This window comes from Bacillus sp. A1, assembly GCF_042296235.1.
Classification (GTDB): Bacteria; Bacillota; Bacilli; order Bacillales; family Bacillaceae; genus Bacillus; species Bacillus velezensis.
Genome location: NZ_CP141181.1, coordinates 3,988,580 through 4,006,818 on the forward strand (window position 1 = coordinate 3,988,580; position 18,239 = coordinate 4,006,818).

Consider the following 18,239-nt stretch of genomic DNA (forward strand, 5'->3'; position numbering starts at 1 on the left):
AGTTAAGATTTCTAAGGCCAATAGCAAAACAAGGATTGGAAATATGACGCTTAAGAAACGCCTTAATTTTTTCTATAAAAGTGATGTTGTTAGAAAATTACCAGTCAAGAATCTCTTTTAATTCCATATATTCTTCATAATATCTTTCTTTATCAAAATTGTTTTTCAGATCTTCTTCAGAAAAATCAGTTATAGTACTATCTTCTATATCAAAGAACTCAATATAATTTTTTTTGAGGAATGTTGCTAGGTGCCTAGGAAAGCCTATGTTTTGTAATTCTATTATTATATAATCATCTGTTCCATACTCTAAAAAATCTGACCAGTTAACACTTTTTTTCACCCCTTCATTCTTATTTAAAAAATCGACTAGCAAAATATAATTCGACATATAATTTTTCACTTTAAAGCGCAATATATTCTCTATATCAGAAGTAACATCATTTACAATTTTGTTAATATGAAATCTATTTTTTGGATTGAAAGGTACAGACAAGTTATTTGTTAAAAATATTTCTTTTTCATTGGAAATTAGATAATTTATTGCGTCTCTAATGATTAAATTTAAAGGTTTTGAATTTATCCAAGAGTTCATTAAAACAGCATAATATGTTAGGATATTTTTATTTTTAGCTAAAGGCTTCCTTCCTCCAGACTCCTCATATTCCCAATTATAATAGTTATAAAGTTGATTTAGAATTTCTAAGCAGTTACGGTAGTTTACTTCCTCGGGAATTTCTGACAGAAAATTTCCGATGGCTAAAATATCATTTTGATATTTTAGTTTAATATTCATACTTTGTGCTAAAATTTCCTTTGGAACAGTGTTGTTAGCATCAATTTTATTCAGAATTAATGTCCCTTCTTTATTATTTTTAATAAATTTACTCCTTAAAATTGAATCCGTTTGAGACAAACTGTGATAAGCTAATATATTTCCATAAGAATCAAGCATCTTTTTCTCACTATCTGATACACTTTTTCTAGTAAATGGTTTTCCCTCCATTGACCTTCCTATGTTTGTATAGAACCTTCCTTTATCTGTCATTACAATAGATTCAACCTTACTTACTTTTTTATTTTTTACTACCATTAAGTTCTTCTTAGGTTTATCCCATCTGTTTTTTTTCTTAATTAACCTTAGACAAATAATATTACCACTTAAATCTTTAGTTAGTCTTCCAGCACGACCTGCTAAATTCCAAAAATCTATATCAGAAAATGGTTTGAGACCAATAGCATTGCTTAAAATAAAAATATTCTTTGCTGGTAAATTAACACCTTCTAATAGAGTGGATGTGCAAAAAATATTATCTATAACTTTATCACGGAATAATAATTCAATCTTTTCTCTGATTCTTTGTGGTAGCCCTCCAAAATGAAAAGCTATTCCTTTTTTTAGACAATCGACTAAATAATATTCTTCATGCATAGTTTTTTGCACCAATTCTATCAATGATTCTAAATGGGGATCATTTTTAAAGTTCGAACTCTTTGCAAATTGTAAAGCATAATTAATAGTGTCATCAATGGTATTACAATATATTATATTTTGAACATCTCTTCCTATAATTTTAATGGCATTTCTCAAATTAGTATGTTCTTCACTAGAATAGCCGTTATATGTAATTTCAATTTCCTTACCATTTTCAGAAAACATTAATGCTTTTTTTTCTATACAATCTATAAAGAATCTATTTTGTGATACTGAATTTTCTGTAATACTTAGAGTTTCATCTGTGCTGTTACCAAATAATCGTAAAAATATTTCGCTATTTATGATGTTAGGTGAAGCGAAATAAAGATTTACACTTTTTCTTTTAGCCAACATTAAAGCATGATAAAATAGAGGAGCTCTTGAATCATTTTCAGATATTAGTTTTTGTGCCTCATCTACAAATATATGATTGATTGCGGGATTATCATTTGATAAATATGAAATTAACCTTTCAGGAGTAAATACAAAAATATACTTATTTCCTTTATTTTTATAGAGTGTAGGTACAGTAGGCTGAGACAATATTTTATATTTTTGCTCAGATATCTCTTTTATAAGCTTAAATTTAACTTGATTTATTAATGCTCTTGTAGGTACAAGAATAACAATATTATCTGATGCATTTCTTTCTCTTATAAGATATTTTATAAACGATTCAATTATAAATGATTTTCCGAAAGAGGTAGGTCCAGAAAAACTAAAGTGATTACTATCTTTCAATTCTTCAAAAACCTTATATTGAGCATCTGAGAATACATATTTTGAATTTGGGGCCTTTTGATAAGTTTCTTTAATTATGGATTCTATTTTCACTTCATCTAGGAGTATTTTTTCATTATTAACTGCAAGTTGAAGTGAAGGAAAATTACCTAGTTTAACCATTACAGTTGCAGCTTGCATTTTAAAAAATTGATCTTCATTATAAAAATTGTACAATAAACTGATAATCTTATAAGAAAGGTTACGGGCTTCTGTCTCGTCTGATCTACAAAGTATATCAGCAAATCTTAGTAAGTCATTGTACTCTTTTTTATTCAAATTTTCTTTTTCTGAGTACCCAACAAGCTTATAGCCATACATTTTTTCTATTTTGTATATTAATGATTCTAAATAGGGATCTTTAAGAGCTTTGCTAGCAAGTTCCTTAAGAAAACTCATATTGTTATTCCTTTCATTATTTCTTTTCGACTTCTATCTAGTTCAGTAAATGGTATGGCATATATATATAAAGAGTATCCATATAATTCATATTTTTTTATTAAAGTATCTATATGCTTTAATTCTTTTTTGACTTGTGATTTAACTTCTTCTTCAATAGTTTTTCTATAATCAGGACTACTCATTTTTTTCAGTTCATCTGTAAGAGTTATTTGAAAACCAACGAAAATACCAAAGGCATCATCTACATAAAATTCCCCATCATTAGTTGGATAAATTAACTTTGTTAAAAATTCTTTCTCCTCTTTTGTCCAGCTTTCGTGATCTAAATTATCACTTATAAGCCTTTTTTCGAAGTTAATCCCACTTTTTTTATTACCCTTATCATTAATCTCATTAATAAATTGATATATTGATTTAAAAGCTTCCGACATAGCTGTATTTAGTTCTTTTATAGTCTTTGATTCACCAAATACTAATTGATAGTTGTTATCAGGAGTTTTTAAAAAATGCACACCATCTGAACCATTTACATACATACTTGTTGAAGTTTTCATTTCCAGCTTTGAAAAAATTTTTGGAGCTTTTAAATGACCTTCTAAAAAGCAATATAATAAAAACTCTCCTAGTTCGCCTGTATTTTTTTTATACTCAACAAACTTCTCACGAGCTACTTTGGAAAGAGTCATAGGTCTATTAGAATATGATTTTTTCACTTTTCTTGATATAGCAAAATCTGCTACAGGTTCTATTAATTCATTAATGATCCTATTATAATCGAATTTATTGGCATTTATGGGACATAAAAATAAGTTCACTTTACTTCCGGTATTACTAAAATCATGGGTATCTAGGAGCTTAAAAACTTTTAGAAAATCAGTTGATCCTAAGCTTAATTCCATAATTTTTCTCCTTACAAAAAATATTTTTTGGTAATCTCTGCAAAAAATTTTATTTAAGCTCTTTACAACTTAAACTTTTGTTTTCTAATTTCGTTTAGAGTCCATATTAAACCAATTCTTTTTTAATAACATTTATTACGGGGTCGATACATTAAATGCAATTATTTGCAAATAACTTCATATTAAAAAAATCTAAACACTAAGCTAGTTAATGTACCTTCACATTATATTTTCAACTTAAATTGTCTACTTATGATAAGGCTCCCCACGATTAATCCGAAAAGCCCGGTAAATCTGCTCCACTAAAATCAGCCGCATGAGCTGATGAGGAAATGTCATCTTCGAGAATGACAGCTTGTCGTCTGCGCGTTTCATGACGGCGTCGCTTAGGCCGAGTGAGCCGCCGATGACGAAGGTGATTTTGCTTTTTCCATAAGTCGCCAGCTTATCTATTGTATCGGCCAGTTCTTCGGATGTTTTCATTTTTCCTTCGATGGCGAGGGCGATGACGTGGGTGTCCGGGCTGATTTTGGCCAGGATGCGATCGCCTTCTTTGTCTTTGACGATTTTCATGTCTTGGTCGCTCAGGTTTTCCGGCGCTTTTTCGTCCGGGAGTTCAATGATGTCGATTTTTGCGTAGGCTGAGAGTCGTTTTTTGTATTCTTCAATGCCTTGCTTGAGGTATTTTTCTTTTAGTTTTCCGATGGTCACAATATTGATATTCACAGGTCATCCCCACTTTAGAAACAAGTTATTCATATATATTGTCCACAATTGTGGATATCTTTTCTGTATTTTGTGTAGGATCATTCGTTCCCTACTAGATATGTTGCAGTGTCCCCACATAATTCACAGGCTGTGGATAAACTGTTAGTATGTTCGATTTTTCTGATTTCGGGCGGAAGCTCATGATCATCTATGTACATGTCCAGCACGGTTTCGATATGTTCTTCACAAGAATAATAAGCGGTTTTCATTGTTACATCCTCCGATTTTCTTTTGCGCGCGGCAATTGTTCTCTTTTCAATATAACCTATTTATACACATGTTAGTAGTGCTTCGGGCTGAGTTTTATCCACAATTCGGCAAATCACGCGCAAAAAGAGCCGGTGTTTTCAGCATCCGGCTCTTTACGTGTTTTCTCTTTTTTCTAAGCGAAGGACGAACAGAATTCCTAATAGACACGCCAGCAGCGTACGGCATACATCTATCCAGTCCATCTTTCCGTCATTTAAAAACGCGGCAAGCTTTTTCTTCATCGGCTCCCTCCTAAATTCCTCTATCTCTATGTTCGGTGGGCTTTTCTCTTGTTATATAGCCTTATCATGAGGGTCACAACGATATATACAATCATAATCAATGCCCCGTTGCTCATATCAGGGTATCCAATCAACATATTCATTATGACAAAAACAATGGTTATACAAATGACGGACAACAATAAGAAGATACTGAATGATTTCAAATGAACACCTTCTTTCTTGCAGTAACGTTTCATTATAAAAAGCTTACCAAAAGCGGCAAGCTCTTTTCAAATCTGCATATTTCAACCAAAGAATTGTTCACAAATTTCTTTAGCACCTGCTTCGCCAACTCCATTTTCAATTGCTAAACATAAGGGCGAGCACACTACTGCGCCGACAGCACCTCCGACAGCCATACAAGCACCTGCACAAGCAATACTGGATCCCAGCCCCAGCATTTTTGTGACTAAATCGTTACAGGACTCCAATTTTGATTTTGCCGGAGATGCTTTTTTGACAGAGTTCAATAAAGCATTATTCCCCTTGCCTTTTAAACCATCTTGATTAAAATCTTCATTAATAATTTCCTTATCTCCAACTCTTAATTTGAAGTTTCCTTCCTTTTTTTCTTTGTCCCATTTTCCTATACCCTCTACTGATAAAACGATTTGCTCAGTGTTTAAATTAATATACCTCTGCGCAAATGAATGATTTTGCTGATCTTCATAATGAACCAATGCAATCTTATGATCTTTATTATTTAAAACAGTCACAAAGACTTCTGTTTTATCCATATCCAAATCATCTCTGTCTTTGACGATATCCAAAGCTTTTTGTCTGTCTTTTTTACTTCCTTCAGACTTAATCGTTTTATCACAGACAGGGCATGTGATTTCATCTTTTATTTTCTTTGTACTAATAGCTTCTGTCACACCTGAAAAACTGAACATAAAAACAAAAATAACTACTCCCACAAACCATTTGAAACGTTTTTTCACTATATATCCTCCTTTTATTCAGTCTACTACTCTATATCCTCAAACGAGTACAAGTAAACCAATAAAAGGTTTTTTTGTTTATATAATCCAAAGTTTGTGTTTTCATTATGATGACTGCTTTTCCTTCTCAAAACCCGCCCATCACCTGCACATCATACAGCTTGAGATGGCTTTTCGGTGTCACGATGTCTTTCAGACCCGGGATGGTCAGGCCGTTCAGTTTTTTGCCCGTTTTCAGGTCGAAGGATTCGATTTTGGCGGGCTTTTTGTAGCTGTACGTAAACAGATACAGCTTTCCGTTTTGATGCGTCAGCTCTTTGAAGTCGGCTTTCATTCGTGATGCGGGGAGGGTGAAGGCTTTTTTGCTTTTTCCGGTCTCAGAGTTGATACGGTACACGTTTCCGAAGCCGTCAACGAAATAGAAGCTGCGCCGCTCCATGAAAAAGCTTTTTTTGAAGCTGAACGGCATGGAGTCATAGATCGTCTGTTCGTCATTTTTATAAGCGGCGATGTCATACGTTTTGATGGCGCCGCTGTTTTTCATGACTTTCACCATTTGATAGATGTGATCTGCTTTTTCCCCTCTGGTGACAAAGCAGACGGCGCTGTCGTCCGCGGCGAGCTGGGATTCGACAGACGTGCCTTCTTTATACGTCCACGTCGCGATTGATGTTGTATGGAGCTTTTCTTTATCAGCCTGAATGTCTTGGATGTGATAGCCTTTTTCGTCATCTGTCGGCGTGAGTGCGAAAAGATGATCTTTAAAAAAGCCTGAAGCGCGGATATAGTGCGGGATGACGTCTTGCTTCCACTTGCCGTCAATCTGGCGGTACAGCTCTGAGCGATAGCTGCCGCCGCTCTTGTCGTAGCCCGAATTATACAGCGTGTAAAAGCCTTTCGCCCGTTCGATATATCCCGCGCTGTCTCCCGTATGCTGGTACGCTCTTTTATACGTGTGAAGGCCGCCCTGAACGGTGTAGATTCCTTTTTTGTCCTCCAGCAGCACGCTGCCGTCATGCACTTTGGCCGATCCGAGCTCAAGCCCCTTCATGTGATAAGAAGAAAGCCGTCCTTTTTCATCGGCGAAGAGGGCGTAGCTTTTTCCGCCGCCGAACGTGTCTTGGTCAGCCGCAGTGGAGAAATACAGCAGCGTCTCTTTATCTTTCAGAAAATCAGGGTCATTTAATGTGTCTCTCGCAACCTCCGCAGGATCTTCCGTGCGGAAATAGAAGAAGCATAAGACCGCTGCGGCGGCGATGATTACTAAGGGTATCCAGATGATTTTTTTCACGTTGTTCTCCTTAGTGAATGGTCAGAATCGTGGTTGTGTAGGACGAGCTTGTGATGTCGCGCGGGTATACGCCTAAGCCGCCGTTAGAGTCGATATCAATCCCGGCTTTTAAGAGGAATGCCGACCACAGCAGTTTTGAGCAGTTTTTGGCGCCTTCATGGCCCGTATTTCTGTTATTGACGAAGTTGAAGGAGTACTCATCACCGACTCTTGATACAGCCCAGTCAGCGGCGGCTTGTTTTTGGGCGTCGGTGACTTTTACGGTCTGGACGATTGAATTGTCTTCGACTTCTCTGCCGTTATAAGCAATCTGGCGGACGCCGTCTCCCGGCACGGATTCGACAATTTTATCAGCGGATGAATACATGCCGACATGCCCGTGGTTGTAATAAGCCGTGTATGAGTTCGTGTAATAAATATTGCCTTTTGTGCTTTTCGGAAGTTTTTTGGTTCCTGACGATCCGCCCATCGCAGAGATCCCTTCTTTGGAAGCGATTACATTTCCTTGCACCTTGTCTGCCGTGATTTCTTGATGAAACTGCTTGAGAATTGCTTCTGTTGAAACGTGCTTCTGTTTGGCAAGCTCTTTGGCGGATTGGAGAACGTCTTGGGGAGTCGTGCCCTGCTGAAGCTCTGCGATTTCTTTTGCGTAGCGGGCTGTTTCTGTTTCTTTCGCTTTTACATTCATACCGGAGAACGACAGAACCATGGTGAATGACAGGGCAAACGGGAGGACGGCTTTGAACAGCTTTTTACACATCATGACTTCGCCTCTTTTCTTTGAGTATAATTTTTCCACATTTGTATTATATGACGGAATTGCGATAAAAAAATATACAATTTACGGATTTTTAAAAATTTTATAACAATATGTAAATCTTATGCATAAAACATTTTCAAATATAAGGAAATCCGGTTATCATACAAGAAAGGGGGAGGACATATGAAGGACAGAACGATCGGTTCGATGCGGGTTTCCGCAATGGGGTTAGGGTGCATGGGCATGTCGGAATACTATGGCAGCCAGAGTGAGGAAGATTCGATTTCCACACTGCATCATGCCGTTCATCTCGGTGTGAATTTGTTTGATACGGCTGATCAATATGGATTGGGTGCGAATGAAGAACTTGTCGGCAGAGCGCTCGCCCCATTCAGAAAGGAGCTGTGCCTCGCGACGAAATTCGGTTATGTCCGAAGCGAAAAGGGTGAGTTTATCGAAATCAACGGCCGGCCCGATTATGTGAAAAAAGCGTGTGACGCCAGTCTGAAACGTCTCGGGACGGATTATATCGACCTTTACTATCTGCACCGGGTTGATCCGCGGGTGCCGATTGAAGAAACTGTCGGCGCCATGAAGGAGCTGATAGACGAAGGAAAGGTGAGGTATATCGGATTGTCAGAGGCTTCCGCAGAAACGATCAGGCGCGCCGTCCGCATTCATCCGATTGCCGCGCTTCAATCGGAATATTCTTTATGGAGCAGGGAAGCGGAGGAGCATGTGCTGCCCGCCTGCCGTGAGCTCGGCATCTCTTTTGTGCCTTACAGTCCGCTCGGCAGAGGTTTTCTTTCCGGAAAGATGACGTCGACCGATCAGCTGGATGCCGATGATTACAGAAGAAGAACGCCGAGATTCCAGGGAGACAATTTGGCGGTGAATATAGGGCTAGTCCAAAAACTTACCGCCATTGCCCGGGAAATGAATATCACCGCGCCTCAGCTTGCGCTCGCATGGGTTCTCGCAAACGGCGATGACCTCATTCCGATTCCGGGCACAAAAAAGAAACACTACTTGGAAGAGAACCTCGCCGCTCTCGACATTGTGCTTCCCGAGGATGTGAAGGCGCGTTTGGATGAGATGTTTCCGATCGGCACCGCGGCCGGCGAGCGTTATCCGGAACACATGATGACATTGTTAGATGAATAACAAAAGAGGCCCAGCGTGCGGGCCCCTTTTCACGACAGCTTTTTGCTCATGATGACATCCGTCTCCAGAAATCCCGTCTTCTCATACAGCTTCCGCGCCGTTTCGTTATGAGCGAACACATGGAGAGAAATCTTGCGGACACCCAGGTCTTTGGCTTTGTCCTCCAGCCTTGCGAGTGCCTCTTTTGCATAGCCTTTGCCGCGGAAAGGCGGATGAAGGCCGAAATCATAAATAAATGCGTCCTGCTGCGGGTGGTCCGGATCGGCGTGAAGCCACAGCCAGCCGGCATTTTCCTTTCCGTCCAATGTCAGCGTCCATAAATAGTGATCGGCCGTCTCCAAGCCGTCAGGAAGCAGGTCTTCAAACGCCAGCTCCGCTAATTCCGGCGCTTCGTCAGGCAGCCATGTTCCCGCTTTTACCTTTTCTTCAGCGTAATGCTTGGTTGAATGGGCGAGATAGGACTGAAATTCTTGTCCTGTCATCGGCTGCAGCGTGATAGCCATTGAATCACTCCTTACAAAACACGGACTGAAAGCGGTATCATGCAGTATTATCCGAAGGCTCCGTTTTCCGCCGGTTTTATGATTTGGTCGGCTTGTGCCGTTGAACCAGTTTGCGCAAATAATCCAATCGAAATGAGACTTGCCAAGGCTGCTGAGAGTACAATGAATTTACATGTTTTCATTACGAATCCCCTCCGTTAATCTCAAAATTTGGTCATTGGCATCAATTGATTCCTGAAAATACTTCGCCGCCAGTTTGTAATTCTCCTGTTTTTTAAAATGCGCCGCGGCTTGATACGACAAATCGGAAACGTCACTCCACAGCTCTTTCCTTCTTAACTCGGCGAAAGCTGATTCAAGCGATTCTTCACTCTGGTCAATAAAGACATGCTGTAAGATGCGCAGCTTTTGGGTGTATACGGGCTCGTTTTTTTCTTCAGCGGCATTCAGCGCTTTATGCAGCCAAAACCGGCCCTCATCCATCTGTTCCTGTTTCAATAACACTCTGGCCAGCATGTACAGACTCCGCACCGAATATGCTGATTGCAAATGCTCCTTTTGATCGAGAGCCGTTTCAAACTCGACCCGCGCCTCCTCAAGCTTTTCCTGTCTTTCATAGCAAATGCCTGCGTTAAAGTGGGCGAGCGCCTCAATATGCGGATCGCCCGCTTTGGCGGCTTGATGAACCGCCGTCTGCAGGAGCTCTTCGGCTTTCTGGTAGTGAAACAAGTCCATTCTGTTACAGCCGATCACCATTAAACACTGTGCTTCTCTGACCGCGTACATTTCATTGGCTTTGTAGATCTCCAACGCTTTTTCCGCGTGGTTCATCGCAAAGTAGTTTTGGCGGATTTCATAGTAGGCAATCGCCACTTGATAATTAAACTCGGCTCTTTCAATCTCATTCGGTATGTGCCGGAGCCTGCTTTCAGCAATCCGGTAAAAATTAATGGCGTTCATAAACCGTTTACGGTAAAACTCGTGCATTCCGGAAAAGAAATAATAATAGTATTGAATCATCTGGTCTGTTTTTTCTTTATCGGCGTTCAGCTGGATCGTTTTTAAAATGCCGTCTGTTTTCTCATACTCTTCCATTAAAAGCTTATAGCGGGAATCAATTAAATTAAAATAAAGGAGCACCGTTTGATTTTGTGTCATATTTTGCAGATCCGTAAGCAGTTGTTCTCTTAACGCCTCAGCCGATTCGGTGTTGTGCTTTTTGATTTCCTCATACCAGTCACTGATTTTTTTCGCAACTGTTTCGTGGGCCATCACTTCAGCCATCTGTCAGGACACCTCCCTTTCCCATTTTGTGTAATAAATATATCATATTTACAGGTCTAAAAAGAGGGTGACAGCCCGCTAGTTTCCTCGTGGCAACAAAAAAACCCCCGCAAGTGCGGAGGCGCATATTTTATAATAGTTTTTTTCCCAACAAAGATTCTACCAGCTCGACCGCTGTTTTGCCGGTTTTGTTTTTGTGATCGAGGATCGGGTTGACTTCGACAAATTCAGCTGAAGTGATGATGTCGGCATCATACAGCATTTCCATTGCCAAGTGGCTTTCACGGTAGCTGATGCCGCCGACGACAGGCGTGCCTACGCCGGGTGCGTCGCTCGGATCAAGGCCGTCGAGGTCAAGGCTGAGGTGAACGCCGTCACAGTCTGACAAGTAGTCAATGGTTTCTTCAATGACCTTTGTCATGCCGAGGCGGTCAATCTCATGCATCGTATAGACCTTCATGCCTGTTTCCTTAATGTATTCACGCTCGCCTTCATCAAGCGATCTCGCGCCGATGATGACGACGTTCTCCGGCTTGATTTTCGGGGCATACCCGCCCAGGTTCACCAATGTGTCGTGCCCGACGCCGAGGCTGACGGCCAGCGGCATTCCGTGAATATTGCCTGACGGCGACGTTTCCAGGGTGTTTAAGTCGCCGTGCGCGTCGTACCAGATGACGCCGAGCTGTTTATAGTGCTTTGCCGTTCCTGTCAGCGTTCCGATCGCGATGCTGTGATCGCCGCCCAAGACGAGAGGGAACCGCTCATTCTCAATGACGCTGTCCACCTTTTGGGCGAGCTGCTCGTTCCCCGAGAGCACAGAGTTCAGATTTTTCAGCTCTTCATCATTTTTGAGTTTTTCACGATTGACGGGGATGTCGCCTAAGTCTTCCACCGCATACCCCATGTCAGATAACCGTTCAATGAGATGCGCGTAGCGGATGGCGCTCGGGCCCATGTCCACTCCGCGTCGTGCTTGTCCTAAATCCATCGGCATTCCAATAACTGAGATATTCTTGTTCATCCGTTTTTCCACCTCAACATGTTGTATGTTGTCCTGTGCGGGTTTCTCAAAGATGACTTGGACACGAAAAGATTTAAAGCTCTATCTGTTTTTCTGACTGCTTATGCTTTTTTACATACAGATGATAGACGATAACGCACACCGCCATGAACGGAATGCCGCAATAAAGGGCGAGCCGCTGTTCTGAATCAAATGCGAGGCTGATCAGAACAACCGTGTTTAACGTCAGCCCGATAATAGGCAGCACCGGGTACAGCGGTGTTTTAAACTTCAGGTCTTCCACTTTGCCGCCTTCGCGGATGTATTTCCGTCTGAACATCAGCTGTGACAGGGAAATCGTAATCCAGCCGACCTGCGCGCTTAGTCCGGCTAATGATAAGAGAAACATATAAACGGTTTCCGGCGCTGCTACTTTAGACAGCAGTGACAGGCAGGCGACGGCCAGCGTCACGATCAGAGCGTTCATCGGCACCCCGCGTTTATTTGTTTTGCCGAGCGATTTAAAGGCTTGTCCTTCGTTCGCCATGGCATATAAGATACGCGTCGATGCAAACAGGCCTGAGTTGGCCACTGAGAGCAGCGCAATTAAGATAACAAAGTTCATAATATCGGCGGCATATGGAATACCGATTTGTTCAAATACCACGACAAACGGGCTTTCGACCACTCCCGCCTGCTTCCACGGAATCATGCCGGCAATGACGATGATGGAGAGAACGAAAAAGACAAGCGTTCTCCATACCGTCTGCCGGATAGAGCGCGGAATCGTTTTCTCGGGATTTTCACTTTCTCCCGCGGCAACCCCGATCAGCTCCGTTCCCTGGAACGCGAAGTTTACGGTAATCATCGTAATAAGCATAGCCTTAATGCCGTTCGGAAACAATCCATCCTCATAAAAATGGGAGAAGAAAGGAGCCTGCTCGCCGTGTTTCATGTCAATCAGGCCGAACATGGCGGCGCCGCCCAAAATAATAAACAGCAGAATGACTACAATTTTAATGCCGGAAAACCAAAATTCCGACTCAGCGAACGCTTTTGTGGTAATGGCGTTCAAAAGAAACATCAGTCCGACAAACACGAGGCACCACACCCATACGGGAACATGCGGAAACCAGCGGAGCATCAATTGTCCCGCAGATAAAAACTCAATGGCGCATGTCACCGCCCAGCCGAGCCAGTACAGCCAGCCGAATGCGAAACCGAAAGCGGGGCTGATGAATTTGGTTGCGTACGTCTGAAACGACCCTGATACGGGAAGGGCAACCGCTAGCTCGCCTAAGCAGAGCATTGTCAAAAACATAATAAAACCGCCGACCAGATAAGACAGAACCGCGCCCAGCGGTCCCGCCTGGTTAATTGTAAATCCGGTACTCAGGAAAAACCCGGTGCCGATCACTCCGCCTAATGAAATCATAAACAAATGGCGTGATTTCATTGTGCGCTGAAGCTGATTCTCTTTTTGATTTGTATTCACTATTCTGCACCCCTTCAGCAACTTGTATTGGAACCAAGCCGGTGCTTTGAAACCGATTTGCTGTCCAAAGAGCCTCTATTTGTATATGAATGTTATATGAAATTCATTTTCGTACATAAAGATACATTATACTAAAATACTGTCGCCGCGCAAATAGAGTGTGCTGAATTTTTTATTTGTAAATTCCATACAAGCCGAGGGAAAGCATTGCCGCATCAAGCTTTTACGCGTTTTGAAGCACGTTTGTGATCTTTTGGATCGCCCAGTCCAAGTCTTCCTTGGAAATCATTAACGGCGGTGCAAAACGGATCACGGTATCATGTGTTTCTTTGCATAAAAGCCCTTCGCCTTTCAGCTTTTCACAATAAGGGCGGGCCGCTTCTGTCAGTTCAACGCCGATAAACAGGCCGCGACCGCGCACGTCTTTTATGATCGGGTTATCAATTTTCTCAAGCTCTTCTTTAAAATAACGGCCAAGCTGAAGGGAACGCTCTGCCAGCCCTTCTTCCTCAAGGACTTCAAGAGATGCGAGCGATACTGCGCAAGCGAGCGGGTTTCCGCCGAATGTCGAGCCGTGGGAACCCGGGTTAAACACGCCGAGAATGTCACGGTTCGCCGCAATGCACGAAATCGGGAAGACGCCCCCGCCGAGCGCTTTGCCTAAGATGAACATATCCGGTACGATATTTTCCCAGTCAACCGCGAATGTTTTCCCTGTGCGGCCGAGTCCCGTCTGAATTTCATCAGCGATCAGAAGTACATTTTCTTCCTTACAAATGGCTGCCGCTTCTTGTAAAAATCCTTCCGGCGGAATGACGATGCCCGCTTCTCCCTGAATCGGTTCGAATAAGAAAGCGGCTGTGTTCGGGGTGATCGCCCGGCGCAGCGCTTCTGCGTCTCCGTATGGAATTAATTTTATACCCGGAAGCATAGGTCCGAAACCGCGTTTATACTCATCTTCTGAAGAAAGGGATACCGCAAGCATCGTTCTGCCGTGGAAGTTGCCGATACACGCAATGATTTCCGCCTGGTTATCCGCTACTCCTTTGACCTCATATGCCCAGCGTCTCGCCGCTTTGACAGCGGATTCAACGGCTTCCGCCCCCGTATTCATCGGCAGAATCATATCTTTTCCGGTCAGCTTGGCTGTTTTCTCATAAAACGGACCGAGCTGATCATTATGGAACGCGCGTGACGTCAGAGTGATTTTATCCGCCTGATCCTTCAGCGCCTGAATGATCTTCGGATGTCTGTGCCCCTGGTTCACCGCAGAATAAGCACTCAGCATATCCATATATTGATTACCTTCAGGGTCTTTTACCCAAACACCCTGCGCCTCGGAAATAACAATCGGCAGAGGATGATAGTTGTTCGCGCCGTAATGTGAAGTTTGGCTGATAATTTCTTGAGATTTTGTGAAAGCTGACATAATCTGATTCCCCCTTGTTTTGTAATCATTCAACATTAGATCTTGCTTTCCCTTTTTATAAAGCAAGTTCCGTGCCAATCCGAAAAAACGGGATGTTTCGCCAGCATTCTTTCTTTTCCCGCAAAATTTTCCGGCAGTTTGCGTGCAAACTTCAGCCAAGCGCAAAATTTTTTTGCGTTTTCCGCTGACAAAATAGGAGCAATCCAATTAGATTGCTCCTACTCAACAGTTATTTATTCAATTGTCTCTGATATACAATGTAAGAATATAGTAAAGATAATATAATACAGCCGATTGCCGCAATGAAAATGACTGACACTCTATACACCGGCGGCAAAAAAGCTGCAAGCATCATGAGTATGCCCGCTAAGACAAAAATTTTCGAACTAACCCTGTGTGTATCCTTCCAAACTCTTTCACTGCTCAGCGTCCAAGGCGTTCTTATCCCTAAAAAGTAATTAGGCTTAACTTTCTGAATAAAGTTTCCAAACACCATGAAAATGACTCCCACTATAAAGTTTCCTAAATAAGATATAGGGAGATCATATCCCAGGCCGGTCAAGATGGTCATCAGATTAATGACAAACAGAACCGCAAACAATGTATTAAATATAGCCATATATGGCCGGATAAATGTTTTGTAGTTATTTTTAGGATCAATCTTAGGGATGATAACCATTAAAATATATTGAATAATCATGATGCCAATAAGCATCACCATTGCATTAAATTTAGAAGTGTAATCATTTGCGCTTCCGTTTAATCCCCAGTGTGTCGCCAAATTGTCCGGTAAAGATGAATATGTGAAAGCCCATGTGAAAACAGTTAAAACTATGATTCCTGCTGAAAAGAAATATTTTTTCATGATTCCCCGCCTTTCTTATTATCATGTTCTGAATCAGTCAGAGAAAAGAACCAGCCTATAAGATCCTGTAATACAGTGGCATTTAATGAATACATAATAAATTGGCCTTTCCTCTCATCGTGAACCAAATCAGTATTTTTCAATATGGTAAGGTGATGAGAAATACTGGGTTTTGACATGTCGAAGTGTTCCGCAATTTCACCAGCTGTCATGTCTTGTTTCTTTAATAAGTCCAAAATTCTTCTCCTTGTAGGATCGGCCAGTGCTTTAAAAGCTTTATTCAAAAACTTTCCCCCTCTCATACGTACATGATTTAGATATTTAAGTATATATCTAAATATCAACCATTTTCCTAAAAAAGTCAATGGTTTTATTAACTAAATTTCCATTTATTTTTAAATATCGTTCAAGCGCAACATTTTTTTGCGTTTTCCGTTCGATTTATTTTAAAATAATGAATGTTAAGACGATTGAGAGGGGGAATTGAACTGCACACAACCAGCGAATTTTACACACTCGTGTTACAAAGCATTCTGGAAGAGATTGATGTCGGGCTGCATGTGGTGGACGAGAAGGGCAGCACCGTCATTTACAATAAGAAAATGATGCAGATTGAAGATATGGATGAACGGGACGTCCTGCATAAAAACCTGACTGATGTATTTATGTTTTCCAATCAGCAGGACAGCACGCTCGTTCAGGCCCTTCAAGAAGGCAAAACGATTAAAAACGTGAAGCAAAGCTATTTCAATAACAAAGGCCAGGAAATCACGACGATCAACCACACCTTCCCGATTGTGCAAAACGGCGAAATCAAGGGCGCCGTAGAAATCGCCAAGGACGTCACCAAGCTCGAACGGCTGATCAGGGAGAACATGCACAGGAAAGAACAGAACAGCTACACGTTTGACAGTATTCTCGGCAACAGCCCGGTTATTCGGGAAGTCATCGAAAACGCGAAACGGGCAACCCGCACATCATCATCGGTGCTTTTGGCCGGCGAGACGGGAACGGGCAAGGAACTGTTCGCCCAAAGCATTCACAACGGCAGCCAGCGCTCAGGCGCCCCGTTCATCTCACAAAACTGCGCCGCCCTGCCGGACAGTCTGGTCGAAAGTATTTTATTCGGCACGAAAAAAGGCGCCTTTACCGGAGCCATCGACCAGCCCGGTTTATTTGAGCAGGCACAGGGAGGCACCCTGCTCCTCGATGAGATCAACTCTCTCAATCTCAGCCTGCAGGCAAAACTGCTCCGCGCCCTTCAGGAAAAGAAAATCAGGCGCATCGGATCAGCTCAGGACAAACCGATTGACGTCCGCATCATCGCCACGATGAATGAAGACCCGATCACCGCCATTTCAGAAGAGCGGCTGCGCAAAGATTTATACTACCGCTTAAGCGTTGTCACGCTGATCATTCCCCCGCTCCGGGAGCGCAAGGAAGACATTCTGCCTCTGGCCGAAGTGTTTATCCAGAAAAACAACCACCTGTTTCAAATGCATGTCGATTCGATCAGTGACGATGTGCAGCGATTCTTCCTGGAATATGACTGGCCGGGCAACATTCGCGAGCTTGAACATATGATTGAAGGCGCCATGAACTTTATGACGGATGAAACGACGATTACGGCAGCCCACCTGCCTTACCAATACCGGATGAAAATCAAACCCGCTGACACGGAAAGCAAAGCCGCCGCAAGCACCCAGCCCGGCACCGATTTAAAAGACAAAATGGAAAACTTCGAAAAATACATGATCGAAAAAACCCTGAGAAAACACGGCAATAACATATCCAAAACGGCAAACGAGCTCGGAATCAGCAGACAGAGCCTGCAATACCGCCTGAAAAAATTCGGTCTGGACCGGATGAAATGAATCCATACAAAAAAAGGCTGAGATGCTCCTCAGCCTTTCGTTTATATCTGATTGGCAAGCCGCTCTCCGGTAAACCAAAAGTTCTCACTCACTGCCAATGTATGTTCCGTATTCTCGACTTGATGCCACCAATGGCGCGGCGCGTAAATGATTTCTCCCGCCTTTTGTCTGAAGCGGATCGGAGACGCCTTTTGCACCAGCGGTTTTTGCTCAATGTCTTTTTCATCAAAGACATTGATATTTCCTTCGTACAAATACGGAGAGTCGTCCGGATGATAGAAGATCCATTCCTTCTCCCCGAAGATGACGCCGTTCCACGCGTGCGTGTTGTTAAAATCCTGATGCAGCGGCGTGCCTGTCTGCTTAGAACCGAGAAAGAACCATTTCCAGTCCCGTCCCGTTTCTTCATCCGCTCTCAATGTGTCTTTTGTAAAATACTCGGGTGCGGAATAGACAAGGTCTAAGTCATTTTGGTTCAGCTGCGTAAAATTCCAGTCACAGTACCATTTGTCATCATTCTGATCAATGTACTCGATATAGTTGGAAAGCTTTACTTGTTTAAACGTTTTGACCCCTTCGATATCTGATTTCCGGATGGTGACCATTCTGTCTCCATAGTGTTCATCAATGTATTCAAGCGTCCACGGCCTGCATTCCCAGTGATCCATTGCCCCCGTCAAAATAAAAGGTTTCTTATCAGCATACTCGCTTACAAAAAGATCGTACGATAACTCATTGATTGTCAGTCTGTCAATGGTCATATCCATTCCCCTT

At 42.2% G+C, this 18,239-nt stretch carries 19 protein-coding genes; 2 read left to right on the plus strand and 17 right to left on the minus strand.

What is annotated here, in order from left to right:
• Positions 1 to 97: 97 nt before the first annotated feature.
• The 8 genes from U2H13_RS19640 to U2H13_RS19675 form a co-directional block, all read right to left on the minus strand.
• Complete coding sequence (locus U2H13_RS19640; RefSeq protein ID WP_254003495.1) at positions 98 to 2,656, minus strand: DEAD/DEAH box helicase; 2,559 nt, start codon at positions 2,654 to 2,656, stop codon at positions 98 to 100.
• Positions 2,653 to 3,558, minus strand: a complete 906-nt coding sequence (locus tag U2H13_RS19645; protein WP_254003496.1) for a DUF1837 domain-containing protein — start codon at positions 3,556 to 3,558, stop codon at positions 2,653 to 2,655. Before U2H13_RS19645 ends, U2H13_RS19640 begins: the two co-directional genes overlap by 4 nt.
• Before the next feature lie 246 nt (positions 3,559 to 3,804).
• On the minus strand, positions 3,805 to 4,284 hold the full coding sequence (rlmH, locus tag U2H13_RS19650; protein WP_033574293.1) for a 23S rRNA (pseudouridine(1915)-N(3))-methyltransferase RlmH: 480 nt from the start codon (positions 4,282 to 4,284) through the stop codon (positions 3,805 to 3,807).
• 80 nt (positions 4,285 to 4,364) lie between these two features.
• Positions 4,365 to 4,535, minus strand: a complete 171-nt coding sequence (locus U2H13_RS19655) for a CxxH/CxxC protein (RefSeq protein ID WP_004393147.1) — start codon at positions 4,533 to 4,535, stop codon at positions 4,365 to 4,367.
• A 153-nt stretch (positions 4,536 to 4,688) separates the two neighbouring features.
• Positions 4,689 to 4,817, minus strand: coding sequence for a hypothetical protein (locus U2H13_RS19660; protein WP_260564669.1), 129 nt, complete (start codon positions 4,815 to 4,817; stop codon positions 4,689 to 4,691).
• A gap of 287 nt (positions 4,818 to 5,104) precedes the next feature.
• The gene (locus U2H13_RS19665; RefSeq protein ID WP_376700603.1) at positions 5,105 to 5,800 is read right to left on the minus strand and encodes an ABC transporter substrate-binding protein; all 696 of its coding nucleotides are present in this window, start codon (positions 5,798 to 5,800) and stop codon (positions 5,105 to 5,107) included.
• Positions 5,801 to 5,927: 127 nt separating this feature from the next.
• Positions 5,928 to 7,091, minus strand: coding sequence for a hypothetical protein (locus U2H13_RS19670; RefSeq protein WP_376700604.1), 1,164 nt, complete (start codon positions 7,089 to 7,091; stop codon positions 5,928 to 5,930).
• A 10-nt stretch (positions 7,092 to 7,101) separates the two neighbouring features.
• Positions 7,102 to 7,851: a YiiX/YebB-like N1pC/P60 family cysteine hydrolase gene (locus U2H13_RS19675; RefSeq protein ID WP_032863861.1), complete on the minus strand. Its 750-nt coding sequence runs from the start codon at positions 7,849 to 7,851 to the stop codon at positions 7,102 to 7,104.
• Between the two features lie 183 nt (positions 7,852 to 8,034).
• Here U2H13_RS19675 and U2H13_RS19680 point away from each other — a divergent pair, with 183 nt between their 5' ends.
• Positions 8,035 to 9,015, plus strand: coding sequence for an aldo/keto reductase (locus U2H13_RS19680; RefSeq protein WP_014419329.1), 981 nt, complete (start codon positions 8,035 to 8,037; stop codon positions 9,013 to 9,015).
• Between the two features lie 29 nt (positions 9,016 to 9,044).
• Here the strand turns inward: U2H13_RS19680 and U2H13_RS19685 are convergent, their stop codons facing one another.
• The 8 genes from U2H13_RS19685 to U2H13_RS19720 form a co-directional block, all read right to left on the minus strand.
• Entirely contained in the window at positions 9,045 to 9,518 is a 474-nt protein-coding gene (locus U2H13_RS19685) for a GNAT family N-acetyltransferase (protein ID WP_022554029.1), read from the minus strand.
• Positions 9,519 to 9,565: 47 nt separating this feature from the next.
• Positions 9,566 to 9,700, minus strand: a complete 135-nt coding sequence (locus U2H13_RS19690) for a hypothetical protein (protein WP_004393139.1) — start codon at positions 9,698 to 9,700, stop codon at positions 9,566 to 9,568.
• Positions 9,687 to 10,802 (minus strand): aspartate phosphatase, encoded by a 1,116-nt coding sequence (locus U2H13_RS19695; RefSeq protein ID WP_014419331.1) that lies wholly within the window; start codon positions 10,800 to 10,802, stop codon positions 9,687 to 9,689. The genes U2H13_RS19690 and U2H13_RS19695 overlap by 14 nt, the downstream gene beginning before the upstream one ends.
• A 130-nt stretch (positions 10,803 to 10,932) precedes the next feature.
• Positions 10,933 to 11,823 (minus strand): arginase, encoded by an 891-nt coding sequence (gene rocF, locus U2H13_RS19700; protein ID WP_007407883.1) that lies wholly within the window; start codon positions 11,821 to 11,823, stop codon positions 10,933 to 10,935.
• A 73-nt stretch (positions 11,824 to 11,896) separates the two neighbouring features.
• A complete protein-coding gene (locus U2H13_RS19705; protein WP_021494640.1) occupies positions 11,897 to 13,297 on the minus strand; it encodes an amino acid permease in 1,401 nt (466 codons plus the stop codon).
• 223 nt (positions 13,298 to 13,520) lie between these two features.
• The gene (locus tag U2H13_RS19710) at positions 13,521 to 14,726 is read right to left on the minus strand and encodes an ornithine--oxo-acid transaminase (protein ID WP_004393130.1); all 1,206 of its coding nucleotides are present in this window, start codon (positions 14,724 to 14,726) and stop codon (positions 13,521 to 13,523) included.
• 229 nt (positions 14,727 to 14,955) lie between these two features.
• Complete coding sequence (locus tag U2H13_RS19715; RefSeq protein ID WP_053285282.1) at positions 14,956 to 15,591, minus strand: SdpI family protein; 636 nt, start codon at positions 15,589 to 15,591, stop codon at positions 14,956 to 14,958.
• Positions 15,588 to 15,875, minus strand: a complete 288-nt coding sequence (locus U2H13_RS19720; protein WP_167408863.1) for an autorepressor SdpR family transcription factor — start codon at positions 15,873 to 15,875, stop codon at positions 15,588 to 15,590. Before U2H13_RS19720 ends, U2H13_RS19715 begins: the two co-directional genes overlap by 4 nt.
• Positions 15,876 to 16,049: 174 nt before the next feature.
• On the opposite strand from U2H13_RS19720, the gene U2H13_RS19725 reads away from it, so the two are divergent.
• The gene (locus U2H13_RS19725; RefSeq protein ID WP_374978595.1) at positions 16,050 to 17,465 is read left to right on the plus strand and encodes a sigma-54 interaction domain-containing protein; all 1,416 of its coding nucleotides are present in this window, start codon (positions 16,050 to 16,052) and stop codon (positions 17,463 to 17,465) included.
• A 41-nt stretch (positions 17,466 to 17,506) separates the two neighbouring features.
• On the opposite strand, the gene U2H13_RS19730 is transcribed toward U2H13_RS19725, so the two are convergent.
• Entirely contained in the window at positions 17,507 to 18,226 is a 720-nt protein-coding gene (locus U2H13_RS19730; RefSeq protein ID WP_007407887.1) for a cupin-like domain-containing protein, read from the minus strand.
• Positions 18,227 to 18,239 lie beyond the last annotated feature (13 nt).